The organism is Bradyrhizobium sp. SUTN9-2 (assembly GCF_003122645.1).
Taxonomy (GTDB): domain Bacteria; phylum Pseudomonadota; class Alphaproteobacteria; order Rhizobiales; family Xanthobacteraceae; genus Bradyrhizobium; species Bradyrhizobium yuanmingense.
The window spans coordinates 1,450,500-1,463,116 of record NZ_LAXE01000001.1 but is presented as its reverse complement, the minus strand read 5'-3'; the positions used below and the strand labels follow the sequence as shown (position 1 = coordinate 1,463,116).

The following is a 12,617-nucleotide window of genomic DNA, read 5'->3' as shown; positions in this document are numbered from 1 at the left end:
TTTCACCCCTAACCACAAGTCATCGGAGCCTTTTTCAACAGGCACCCGTTCGGTCCTCCAGTGAGTGTTACCTCACCTTCAACCTGCTCATGGCTAGATCACTAGGTTTCGGGTCTAATACAACGAACTTGGCGCCCTATTCAGACTCGCTTTCGCTACGCCTTCGCCTATCGGCTTAAGCTTGCTCGTTAAATTAAGTCGCTGGCCCATAATACAAAAGGTACGATGTCACCCAGAACGAATCTTGAGCTCCATCTGTTTGTAGGTGTCCGGTTTCAGGTCTATTTCACTCCCCTCGTCGGGGTGCTTTTCACCTTTCCCTCACGGTACTGGTTCGCTATCGGTCGCTGAGGAGTACTTAGGCTTGGAGGGTGGTCCCCCCGTGTTCAGACAGGATTGCACGTGTCCCGCCTTACTCGTGGATACATCATCGCATTACTCGTACGGGGCTATCACCCTCTGAGGCCCAGCTTTCCTGACTGGTTCCGATTGTCTTTGATGTATCACTGGCCTGGTCCGCGTTCGCTCGCCACTACTAACGGAGTCTCTGTTGATGTCCTTTCCTCCAGGTACTTAGATGTTTCAGTTCCCTGGGTTTGCTTGAAACCTCCTATGTATTCAGAAGTCTCATACCTTCTCTTGATAACCGGAAATCCAAAACCTCTAGGGTCATGGTCCGGATCATTTCTGGTCGAACACCAAGACACAAGGTCTTGGAGTTCCGGCTATCGAAGGTGGGTTTCCCCATTCGGAAATCCGCGGATCAAAGCTTCTTCGCAGCTCCCCACGGCTTATCGCAGCGTAGCACGTCCTTCATCGCCTCTCAGCGCCAAGGCATCCACCGAACACCCTTAAGGCACTTGATTGCTCTCATTATCAATGTCCACACACTCGGCAGAATGTTGTCTGCACGATTGCCTTACGGCGCGCACCCTCGATGAATGCTACGTGCAGCCGGACATTGACTAGAAAGACCAGCTTGCTTCGTAAGATCGTTCCGATAGCGAGGCGGTCAAGCTTCGCTAAAAGGATCATTTTACAACTCGCATTCAACCTCACGGCTGAAGGCGAGCGCCGAAAATGATCCGGAGATAATGAAGGATTCGCGCAACAATCTGCTGCACGACCCAACTCGGATCGATCTCCTCTTTACGATGTCAGAAAACACGCATCTTGCTGCTATCCAGACTAGCAGGATGCGAAGTGATGTTTCGCGGACGACGGTGCAAGATCTCGGTGATCAAACCATCTGGTGGAGCCAGACGGGATCGAACCGACGACCTCATGCTTGCAAAGCACGCGCTCTCCCAGCTGAGCTATGGCCCCGTAACCAGAAGACGAATGCTCACTCGATGAAAGTGGTGGGCCTGGGAAGACTTGAACTTCCGACCTCACGCTTATCAAGCGCGCGCTCTAACCAACTGAGCTACAAGCCCCTAACGCATATCCCGTCAGGGACCGTGGGATCCTGCATGATGCAGGCCCAGCGCGTGTTCGTCCGCGAAGAAAGAGAAACGAAGACGGCGAAATCCCGCCAATGCAGCTCAACGATCTGGCGATCTGTTGGCCACTGATGTTTCTAAAACGATCCGATAGTGAGCGTGAGCTCGCTGAAGGATCATCCTTAGAAAGGAGGTGATCCAGCCGCAGGTTCCCCTACGGCTACCTTGTTACGACTTCACCCCAGTCGCTGACCCTACCGTGGCCGGCTGCCTCCCTTGCGGGTTAGCGCACCGTCTTCAGGTAAAACCAACTCCCATGGTGTGACGGGCGGTGTGTACAAGGCCCGGGAACGTATTCACCGTGGCGTGCTGATCCACGATTACTAGCGATTCCAACTTCATGGGCTCGAGTTGCAGAGCCCAATCCGAACTGAGACGGCTTTTTGAGATTTGCGAAGGGTCGCCCCTTAGCATCCCATTGTCACCGCCATTGTAGCACGTGTGTAGCCCAGCCCGTAAGGGCCATGAGGACTTGACGTCATCCCCACCTTCCTCGCGGCTTATCACCGGCAGTCTCCTTAGAGTGCTCAACTAAATGGTAGCAACTAAGGACGGGGGTTGCGCTCGTTGCGGGACTTAACCCAACATCTCACGACACGAGCTGACGACAGCCATGCAGCACCTGTGCTCCAGGCTCCGAAGAGAGGGTCACATCTCTGCGACCGGTCCTGGACATGTCAAGGGCTGGTAAGGTTCTGCGCGTTGCGTCGAATTAAACCACATGCTCCACCGCTTGTGCGGGCCCCCGTCAATTCCTTTGAGTTTTAATCTTGCGACCGTACTCCCCAGGCGGAATGCTTAAAGCGTTAGCTGCGCCACTAGTGAGTAAACCCACTAACGGCTGGCATTCATCGTTTACGGCGTGGACTACCAGGGTATCTAATCCTGTTTGCTCCCCACGCTTTCGTGCCTCAGCGTCAGTACCGGGCCAGTGAGCCGCCTTCGCCACTGGTGTTCTTGCGAATATCTACGAATTTCACCTCTACACTCGCAGTTCCACTCACCTCTCCCGGACTCAAGATCTTCAGTATCAAAGGCAGTTCTGGAGTTGAGCTCCAGGATTTCACCCCTGACTTAAAGACCCGCCTACGCACCCTTTACGCCCAGTGATTCCGAGCAACGCTAGCCCCCTTCGTATTACCGCGGCTGCTGGCACGAAGTTAGCCGGGGCTTATTCTTGCGGTACCGTCATTATCTTCCCGCACAAAAGAGCTTTACAACCCTAGGGCCTTCATCACTCACGCGGCATGGCTGGATCAGGGTTGCCCCCATTGTCCAATATTCCCCACTGCTGCCTCCCGTAGGAGTTTGGGCCGTGTCTCAGTCCCAATGTGGCTGATCATCCTCTCAGACCAGCTACTGATCGTCGCCTTGGTGAGCCATTACCTCACCAACTAGCTAATCAGACGCGGGCCGATCTTTCGGCGATAAATCTTTCCCCGTAAGGGCTTATCCGGTATTAGCACAAGTTTCCCTGTGTTGTTCCGAACCAAAAGGTACGTTCCCACGCGTTACTCACCCGTCTGCCGCTGACGTATTGCTACGCCCGCTCGACTTGCATGTGTTAAGCCTGCCGCCAGCGTTCGCTCTGAGCCAGGATCAAACTCTCAAGTTGGACTTGAACTTTGAACCGGCTGATCACAACGTTTGACGAGGTCCCACCATTATCGACCGAAGTCGATGTGCTGCCCGCGATTCACATCGCTGGCAACGATGGTGTTTCCTTTAAAACGTGTACCGCCGAAGTCTTTCGTCCGGTCTCGATCAGAAAAGCCGAAGCTTCTCGGAAGCGAGACCCGCAAGGACTCCGCCGTCCACGTTTCTCTTTCTTCATCTTCACTTGTCAAACAGCCCGAGACCGTGGAGGTCTCAACCTTCCTGAGAGGAAGGGTTCCGACACCCTTACCGACGATGGATGAACTCCAACCGACTGGTGTCGGCTGTTGTGTCACTCAACAAGGTGAGGAGCATCAGTGGCGCGTTCGCTCGCCTTGGTCAGTGACCCGGCGGCGCCGCGCTCAGTGGTTGGGGTTATAGGCCCCACCTTCCGGCCTGTCAACGCCAATCGTCAACAAATCGTCGCACAGTGGACCAGCGAGAAAACATCCACGATTCCAGCCATTTAGAAAGCCGCCGGGCACGCCGAACGAGCCCGCCCGGCAAAAAATCTGAAAAAAAGTTTGCCCGCCGGCGGGCTCCGGAGGGCGCCTTGGAGCCCTCCCTGGCGGCCTCCCTCGGGGGCCCTCCTCCGCACTCCGCCACCCTGGGGGGGCGCGCCGTCCCAAGCGCTGTCGGCCCCCCTGCCAGACGCCCGCCTCCCCCGCTAGATGGGGCCCTGTCCCCCACCCCGCTCGAGCTCAGCCCGTGATCTCACGGGGGCCTTTACGGCCCGGCATTTAGGAAACTTTTTCCATATTTGGCGCCGTACTTGAGCCACAATCCCGCGGCGTTCTGATAAGAGACAAGCTTGAATCGCGGGGACGCCTGTGGGGGCTGCCGGCGATTTTCATGGGGTCAGAGGAAGGCGATGTTGCAAATGACGCGACCTTCCTTCGGCATTCGAAAGACATCGAGAGAGCTTTACCCGTCCAGCTGTTCGTAATTTCGGCCGGCCCCATCAAGGGGCTTTCTGGGCGCGGACAGTTGTGCGGCTTGCCTGCTCCGGCGATCCCCGTTCAAGAGGGCAGCCTGGGACAGGTTCGAAACCGGGCATCTTGGGTCGTTGAGTTGGGGGACTTGGGTTGAACCACAGGACGTCACGCGGCACTTACGGGCGTGAGACCGGGATCATCGATCTCGGCCACGAGCCGCCGCTGTCCGTCGATGGTTCTGAAGCCGCGGTGATCGACCGCCGACGCGTCTCGGTGCAATGGTTCAGCGGGACAATTTTGACCGGACTCTGCGGCGCAGCCCTGATCGGCGGCGCCGTTTTCGCTTCGCTCGACGGCGAGATGACCTTCGCCAAGGTGCCGGAGCGGGTCGAGGGCGCGCTGCGCGGAGCATTCGGCGCCGCCGATCGTGCCGCCACGCTGCACAAGAGCGATCGCCTGCCGCCGCCGAGCGAATCCACCGCCTCACGCAACGTGATGCGCGTCTCGACGGTTGCCCGCGTCGGCAACCGTGACGTGATGCGGGTGCGTCCGTTCGTGCGGATCGCCGGCAATCTGTCGATGACGACGAGCGATCTGTCGGCGAAGATCCCGCCGTTCAACGCCCAGCGCCTGCTGACCGATGTCGGCTCCGACCCGAAGACGGCGTCCGACGATCCCAACAATCCCGAAGCCGTCGAGCCCGACGCGGAAGTGTCCTTCGTCACCAAGGACCTGTCGCCGGTGCTGCCGAAGGCCAAGATTCCCGCGGTGGTGGCACTCGACGACATCCTGATGCGGGTGCGCGATGCCGCCAATTGGCGCGGCAATGGCGGGGTGCGCTACGCCTCGCTCGCCAACACGGCTGCCGACATCTCCGGCGCGACCGGTCCTTCCGACATCAGAACCGCCTACGCCGCCGAGGCCTCGCCGTCCGATCCCTATGCCGGCTTCGAGACGCGCGTGGTGCCGGAGAACGTCACGCTGCTGCCCAAGACCAAGGAGCAGATCACCGGCGGCAATCCCAACGGCGAACGCGTCCACATGGTCAAGAAGGGCGACAGCGTCGCCGGCGTGCTGCGCGATCTCGGCGCCAGTGCCGACGAGATCAAGGCGATCACCGCGACTCTCGGACCGCGCGGCCGCGACAGCGGCCTGAAGGAAGGCGAGAAGCTCCGCATCCTGATGGCGCCCGCAAGCCCCGGCGCCCGCCTGCAGCCCTATCGCGTCGTGGTTGCAAACGACACGATGGTGGAAGCGATCGCGGCGCTGTCCGATCTCGGCAAATACGTCGCCGTCGACGTCTCCAGCATGAATACCGTCGCCGATACTGCGGCCAACGCCAGCAGCGACGACGAGGATGACGATGACGGCTCCGGCGTGCGGCTCTACCAGAGCATCTACGAGACCGCGATGCGCAACAAGGTCCCGATGCCCGTCATCGAGGACATGATCAAGATCTACTCCTACGACGTCGATTTCCAGCGCAAGGTGCAGCCCGGAGATTCCTTCGACGTGTTTTACGCGGGCGAGGACGAGGGCGTGACCGCGACCGAGAAGAACGAGGTGCTGTTCGCCTCGCTCACCGTCGGCGGCGAGACCAAGAAATACTACCGCTACCAGAGCCCCGACGACGGCCTCGTCGACTATTACGACGAGACCGGCAAGAGCGCGAAGAAGTTCCTGGTCAGAAAGCCCGTCAACAACGCCATCATGCGCTCCGGCTTCGGCGGCCGCCGCCACCCGATCCTCGGCTACGTGAAGATGCATACCGGCGTCGACTGGTCCACCTCCTACGGCACGCCGATCTTCGCCTCCGGCAACGGCATGATCGAGAAGGCCGGCCCCGAGGGCGGCTATGGCAAGTACATCCGCATCAAGCACGCCAACGGCTACGAGACTGCCTACGGCCACATGTCGGCCTTCGCCAAGGGCATGGAGCCCGGCAAGAAGGTGCGGCAGGGCCAGGTGATCGGCTTCGTCGGCTCCTCCGGCCTGTCGACCGGCCCGCACGTCCATTACGAGATCCTGGTCAACGGCCGCTTCGTCGATCCCATGCGCGTGAAGCTGCCGCGCGGCCGTTCGCTGGAGGGCCCGATGCTGGCAAGCTTCGAGAAGGAGCGCGACCGGCTCGACGGCATGATGAGCGGCCGCGGCGGCGCCATCGCCCGCATGTCGGACGCCACCGGCGGGCCGCTGCAGGTCACCAACCGGTAAGCCGGCAACGCGCCGATATCGGCCGGCGTTGTCAAACAGAATTTCAAACGAGCACGCTACGCAGCGAGGCCGCTTCGCGGCGACACAACGTCAAGTTTTGTTTGCCAAAGCCGCAGGACGGGCGAATACTTTCCAAAAAATGGGAGGTCACGCCATGAGAAACAGGCTCGCCTGCGCAGCCCTGATTGCTGCGCTGTTCGCCACAACGAGCGCATCGGCCGACAGCTGGGAGGTCACGAGACTCGTGCCGGGCTCGGCATTCCACGGCGTGCACGGGCTCGGTGTCGACAAGGCCGGCCATTTGTTTGCCGGCAGCGTCGCGGGCGCTGCGCTCTACGAGGTCGACATTGCCGGCGGCAGCGCCAAGGTTGCAATCCCGGCACCGGTGGGGATGGCCGACGACATTGCATTCGCGCCCGACGGCACCATGGCCTGGACCGGCTTCCTCGCCGGCGATCTCTATGCGCGCAAGGGCGACGGACCGATCAAGAAGCTCGCGTCCGGGCTGCCCGGCATCAACTCGCTCGCCTTCCGCAAGGACGGCAGGCTCTACGCCACCACCGTTTTCCTCGGCGATGCGCTCTACGAGATCGACGTCGAGGGCGTCAAACCGCCCCGCCAGATCATGGAGAAGATGGGCGGCCTCAACGGCTTCGAGTTCGGTCCCGACGACAAGCTCTATGGTCCGCTCTGGTTCAAGGGCCAGGTCGCAAGGGTCGACGTCGACAAGGCCGAGCTGAGTGTCGTCACCGACGGCTTCAAGATCCCGGCCGCCGTGAACTTCGATTCCAAGGGCAATCTCGTCGTGATCGACACCGCGCTCGGCCAGCTCGTCCGGGTCGATCCCAAATCGGGCGCCAAGACCATGGTCGCGCAGCTGAAGCCGTCGCTGGACAATCTCGCCATCGACGACAAGGACCGCATCTACGTCTCCAACATGGCCGACAACGGCATCCAGGAGGTCGATCCCGCGACCGGTCATGCCAAGCAGATCATCATCGGCAAGCTCGCTTTGCCCGGCGGCATCGGCGTCACCTCGGAGAACGGCAAGGACACGATCCACGTCGCCGACCTGTTCGCCTATCGCACGGTGGACGGCGTGACCGGCGAGGTCACCGAAAAGGCGCGCATGCACGCCGCTGGCACGACGCTCGAATATCCGATGAGCGCGACGGCGAAGGGCAACGACGTGGTCCTGTCGAGCTGGTTCACCGGCACCGTGCAGGTGATCGACGGCAAGACCGGCGCGACGCGCGACATGCTGCACGACTTCAAGGCGCCGCATGACGCGGTCGTGCTCGCGGACGGCAGCATCCTGGTAGCCGAGCTCGGCACCAAGTCGCTGGTCAAGGTGAGCGGCGAGCACGGCAAGGATCGCACCACGCTGATCGGCGCGCTCGAGGGTCCGATGGGTCTCGTCCGCGGGGCCGGCGACGAGGTTTACGTCACCGAGGCTTTTGCTGGCATCATCTCCAAAATCAACAGCACCGGCGAAAAGACCGTGATCGCCAAGGATCTGAAGATGCCAGAAGGCATCGCGCGCACCGGCGACGGCAAGCTGATCGTCGCCGAAGTCGGCGCCAAGCGGCTGATCGAGATCGTGCCGGAATCCGGCAAGGTCACCGAGATCGCAGCCAATCTCCCGATCGGCCTGACCGGCGCCCCCGGCGGCTTGCCGACGCATATCCCCACCGGCGTCGCAGTCGGCGCGACGGGCGCGATCTACGTCAGCTCGGATGTCGAGAATGCGATCTACAAGGTGGTGAAGAAGTAGGAGCTACGTGCACGGGACTGGCGGGAACCGTCACGCCGGTTCCCCGGTTAGACGCTGACGGAAGCCAGCAGGAGGATCGCTCATGACGCGCCTCTCACGCGACGATGTCGTCAAGGCCGTGGACCGCGCCGATGACGTCACCATTGCCCAGATCATCGGGACCGGCGCGACCGCTGAGGAGCTTGCTGAGGCCCAGGCCTGGCTCGCCAACGATGAGCCGATGATCAACGATCTGCGCCCGCTGGCGCAGGGCCGGGTGCGCGAGCTGGTGGATATTTTGTCGGAGCTGGAGGAGGACGAGGAGGACGGCGTCGAGCCGCGCTCCGCCTCGGCCCCTGGCAACTAGCCAGACAGCAAAACAGGACGCCCCGGAGAGGTGACCCTCCGGGGCGGCTTTCATTTCAGATCCTCACCCTCCGGCTGGTTCACGAGATACTCGGACCGAGGTTCGAGGCCATGATGATCAGCATGTCGCGGAATCGACGGTACGGCCCTGGCCCTCGGCCAGCGGGCCGTCGCCGAGCGCCTACAACAGCACGTTGAAGACGTTAACCCGCACGCACCCGTGCGAACAATTCCGACGGCATCATACCGAACATGTCGCGGAAGGCCGTGCTGAAATGCGCGGAGCTGGAAAAGCCCGCGCCATGCGCGGCCTCGGTCAGCGATTGGCCTTGTGCGACCGCCCGTGCGGCAGCGCCGATCCGGGTCCAGATCCGGTAGCGGCGGAGCGGCACACCCGTGACGTCCTTGAAAAGATGCAGGAAGCGCGAGGACGAAAGCCCGGCCTTGCGGCCGAGTTCAGCAAGCGTGTGCGAACCGCTGGGCTGCTCGCGCATCCGCTCGATGGCGGCGGCGATTCTTGCATCTGGCTGCGGACTTGATCCGATCCCAAGCATATCGCGGGCTGCTTGCTGCGCGTCCTCAGATGCGAGGCGTCGCTCCGCGATGGCGCCGAACAGCGCGACGACCGACCTCTCGTCGATCATGTCGAACGCGGCCCTCGATCCGACCTCCTTCATTCGTGAGCGAAGCGCCTCGATATCGCGGCCGAGGGGATCGACATAGAGGAAGGCCATCCGTCCAGCATCGGTGCGGAGATGGTGCAGACTGTTGGGCATGATCAGCACGCTGCGGGTCTGGCGATAAGACGGTGAGCGCGCCCTCGGATCGTTAGCTACGCCTATCGCCCCGTCGAGCGCGACGGCCAGCACGCCGGTGGCATTGCGGTGGGGCGTCAGCCCGAAGGCTGGACCGAGATAGAGCACCCGCGCGTCCCAATCGAGCATCCGCGCCCTCTTTGGTCCGCCGCTGGGCGGCGTGCTGATAGCCAGTTCCTGAAAGCCGGAAGGCGAGGTCATGCCTCATCATAGCGCACCGGCACAGCGCTGCCGATGACCCGGGAGATCATATCGATGGACAGAGTTCTGGTAGATGACGCCGCACAAATCGCCGCGATCCGCGCCGCCGTCTCGCGCTACGCGACCGCCTGGCAGGCCGGTGACCGCGCCGCGATCGCCGCCTGCTACCACGATGAATTCATGCTGCACTATGCCGGCCATAATCCGCTCGCCGGCACTCACCGCGGCAAGGCGGCCGCGGTTGCCACTCTGGCCGAGGTCGCACGCCGCTCCAACCGAAAACTGCTCGCCATCGATGACGTGATGGCCGGGCCGCGGCGCGGCGCCATTCTCGCACGGGAATCATTCAGCCGGGACGGTCGCACGGCTGAATTGGAACGGTTGCTGGTCTATGCCGTGCGTGAAGGCCTGCTGAGCGAATGCTGGGTCTACGACCGCGGTCAGGCAGTGGTGGACGCGTTCTTAGCGGATTGAAAACGCCCTCCGCGAGGTTGGCGCGGAGGGCGTGTATTTCATCAGTTCAGCTTCCGCTTCGCCACCGGCGCCTCGAACTGGGTGATCTCGGCGGTCTGCGGCGCCTTGCCGTTGAAGGTCAGCACATTGCCTTCGGACGAGATCGCGACATTGTCGCCGTCCCTGACGTCGCCGGCGAGGATCATCTCGGCGAGCGGGTCCTGGAGGTAGCGCTGGATCACCCGCTTCAAGGGCCGTGCGCCGTAGGCGGGATCCCAGCCCTTGGCAGCCAGCCAGTCGCGGCCGGCGGCATCGAGGCTCAGCACGATCTTGCGATCGGTCAGGAGCTTCTGCAGGCGCGCGAACTGGATCTCGACGATCCGGCCCATCTCGCTGCGCTGCAGGCGGTGGAACAGGATGATCTCGTCGACGCGGTTGAGGAATTCGGGGCGGAAGTGCGCCCGCACCATTCCCATCACCTGCTCGCGCACGGCCGAGGTGTCCTCGCCCTCCGGCTGGTTCACCAGATATTCCGAACCAAGGTTCGAGGTCATGATGATCAGCGTGTTGCGGAAGTCGACGGTGCGGCCCTGGCCGTCGGTCAGGCGGCCGTCGTCGAGCACCTGCAGCAGCACGTTGAAGACATCAGGATGCGCCTTCTCGATCTCGTCGAACAGCACCACCTGGTAGGGTCGGCGCCGCACCGCCTCGGTGAGCGCGCCGCCCTCGTCATAGCCGACATAGCCCGGAGGCGCGCCGATCAGCCGCGAGACCGAGTGCTTCTCCATGTATTCGGACATGTCGAGGCGGACCATCGCGGTCTCGTCGTTGAACAGGTACTCCGCGAGAGCCTTGGTCAGCTCGGTCTTGCCGACGCCGGTCGGCCCTAAGAACATGAACGAGCCGGTGGGGCGGTTCGGGTCCTGCAAGCCGGCACGCGAGCGGCGCACGGCGGTTGCGACCGCACGCACGGCCTCGGCCTGGCCGACGACGCGCTTGCCGAGCTGCTCCTCCATCTTCAAGAGCTTCTCCTTCTCGCCTTCCAGCATCTTGTCGACGGGCACGCCGGTCCAGCGCGAGACCACCTGCGCGATGTGGTTGGCGGTGACCGCCTCCTCCATCATCTCGCCCCAGTTCTCCTTGGCTTCGATATCGGCAAGCTGCTTCTCGAGCTGCGGGATCCGTCCATAGGCCAGCTCGCCGGCCTTCTGGAATTCGCCGCGCCGCTGCGCATTGGCGAGCTCGACACGCAAGCCGTCGAGCTCGGCCTTCAGCTTCTGGGCGTCGGAGAGCTTGTTCTTCTCCGCGCTCCAGCGCGCCGTCAGCGCCGCCGACTTCTCCTCGAGCTCGGCCAGGTCCTTCTCCAGGGTCTGGAGCCGCGACTTGGAGCCGACATCGCTTTCCTTCTTCAGCGCCTCCTGCTCGATCTTGAGCCGGATGATCTCGCGGTCGAGCGAATCCAGCTCTTCCGGCTTGGAATCGACCTGCATCTTCAGCCGCGCCGCGGCCTCGTCCATGAGGTCGATCGCCTTGTCGGGCAGGAAGCGGTCGGTGATGTAGCGGTTGGACAGCGTCGTCGCCGCAACAAGCGCGGAATCGGTGATCCGCACGCCGTGATGCTGCTCATACTTGTCCTTCAAGCCGCGCAGGATCGAGATGGTGTCCTCGACCGAGGGCTCGCTGACGAAGATCGGCTGGAAGCGCCGCGCCAGCGCGGCGTCCTTCTCGACGTGCTTCTGATATTCGTCGAGCGTGGTCGCGCCGATGCAGTGCAGCTCGCCGCGCGCAAGCGCCGGCTTGAGCAGGTTGGAGGCGTCCATCGCGCCGTCGCCCTTGCCGGCGCCGATCAGCGTGTGCATCTCGTCGATGAACAGGATGAAGGTGCCCTCGCTGCCGGTCACTTCCTGCAGCACGGCCTTCAGCCGCTCCTCGAACTCGCCGCGATACTTCGCACCGGCGATCAGTGCGCCGAGGTCGAGCGCGAGCAGCTTCTTGTCCTTGAGGCTCTCCGGCACGTCGCCATTGACGATGCGCAGCGCAAGGCCTTCGGCGATGGCGGTCTTGCCGACGCCGGGCTCGCCGATCAGGACGGGATTGTTCTTGGTCCTGCGCGAGAGCACTTGAATCGTGCGGCGGATCTCCTCGTCGCGGCCGATGACCGGATCGAGCTTGCCGTCGCGCGCAGCCTGGGTCAGGTCGCGGGCATACTTCTTCAGGGCATCATAAGCGTTCTCAGCGGTCGCGCTGTCGGCCGTGCGGCCCTTGCGCAGCGCCTCGATCGCCGCGTTGAGGTTTTGCGGCGTGACGCCGCCTTTGCTCAGGATGGTGCCGGCCTCGCTGGTCTTCTCCAGCGTGAGCCCGAGCAAAAGCCGTTCGACCGTGACGAAGCTATCGCCGGCCTTCTCGCCGGCCTTTTCGGCCGCATCGAAAGCGCGGGCCAGCTCGGGCGCGAGATAGATCTGCCCGGCACCGCCGCCGGAGACCTTCGGCACCTTGTTGAGGGCGTCCTCGGTCGCCTTCAGGATTGCGCGGGAATTGCCGCCAGCGCGGTCGATCAGACCGGCGGCGAGCCCCTCATTGTCGTCCAAGAGGACCTTCAGCACATGCAGGGTTGAGAACTGCTGGTGCCCCTCGCGCATGGCGAGCGACTGCGCGGACTGGATGAAGCCCCTGGAGCGTTCGGTATACTTCTCGATATTCATCTTTTCTGTCCCTCGGCCTG

6 protein-coding genes, 2 tRNA genes and 2 rRNA genes (1 of these 10 only partly in view) are annotated in these 12,617 nt (G+C 62.4%); 4 read left to right on the top strand and 6 right to left on the bottom strand.

The annotated features are described in order from the left end of the window. The 4 genes from XF30_RS06895 to XF30_RS06880 all read right to left on the bottom strand — a co-directional run. Positions 1 to 866 (bottom strand): 23S ribosomal RNA (locus XF30_RS06895) (it extends 1,981 nt beyond the left edge of the window). A 384-nt stretch (positions 867 to 1,250) separates the two neighbouring features. Further along, positions 1,251 to 1,326: transfer RNA gene (locus tag XF30_RS06890), tRNA-Ala, on the bottom strand. 33 nt (positions 1,327 to 1,359) lie between these two features. Beyond that, positions 1,360 to 1,436 (bottom strand) — tRNA-Ile (locus tag XF30_RS06885). Positions 1,437 to 1,628: 192 nt separating this feature from the next. Continuing rightward, a 16S ribosomal RNA gene (locus tag XF30_RS06880) occupies positions 1,629 to 3,117 on the bottom strand. The 16S and 23S rRNA genes sit together here with 2 tRNA genes alongside, the layout of an rRNA operon. 1,126 nt (positions 3,118 to 4,243) lie before the next feature. On the opposite strand from XF30_RS06880, the gene XF30_RS06870 reads away from it, so the two are divergent. The 3 genes from XF30_RS06870 (at position 4,244) to XF30_RS06860 (ending at position 8,427) form a co-directional block, all read left to right on the top strand. After that, the gene (locus XF30_RS06870) at positions 4,244 to 6,307 is read left to right on the top strand and encodes a M23 family metallopeptidase (RefSeq protein ID WP_109142260.1); all 2,064 of its coding nucleotides are present in this window, start codon (positions 4,244 to 4,246) and stop codon (positions 6,305 to 6,307) included. 154 nt (positions 6,308 to 6,461) lie between these two features. Then, a complete protein-coding gene (locus XF30_RS06865) occupies positions 6,462 to 8,081 on the top strand; it encodes a Vgb family protein (protein ID WP_109142259.1) in 1,620 nt (539 codons plus the stop codon). A gap of 82 nt (positions 8,082 to 8,163) precedes the next feature. Further along, the gene (locus XF30_RS06860) at positions 8,164 to 8,427 is read left to right on the top strand and encodes a hypothetical protein (protein WP_035996955.1); all 264 of its coding nucleotides are present in this window, start codon (positions 8,164 to 8,166) and stop codon (positions 8,425 to 8,427) included. Positions 8,428 to 8,629: 202 nt separating this feature from the next. Here the strand turns inward: XF30_RS06860 and XF30_RS06855 are convergent, their stop codons facing one another. Next, positions 8,630 to 9,370, bottom strand: coding sequence for a helix-turn-helix domain-containing protein (locus XF30_RS06855; RefSeq protein ID WP_157783946.1), 741 nt, complete (start codon positions 9,368 to 9,370; stop codon positions 8,630 to 8,632). 126 nt (positions 9,371 to 9,496) lie between these two features. Between XF30_RS06855 and XF30_RS06850 the strand changes: the two genes are divergently transcribed. Next, the gene (locus XF30_RS06850; RefSeq protein ID WP_109142258.1) at positions 9,497 to 9,916 is read left to right on the top strand and encodes a nuclear transport factor 2 family protein; all 420 of its coding nucleotides are present in this window, start codon (positions 9,497 to 9,499) and stop codon (positions 9,914 to 9,916) included. 41 nt (positions 9,917 to 9,957) lie between these two features. On the opposite strand, the gene clpB is transcribed toward XF30_RS06850, so the two are convergent. After that, positions 9,958 to 12,597, bottom strand: coding sequence for an ATP-dependent chaperone ClpB (gene clpB / locus XF30_RS06845; protein WP_109142257.1), 2,640 nt, complete (start codon positions 12,595 to 12,597; stop codon positions 9,958 to 9,960). Between the last annotated feature and the right edge of the window lie 20 nt (positions 12,598 to 12,617).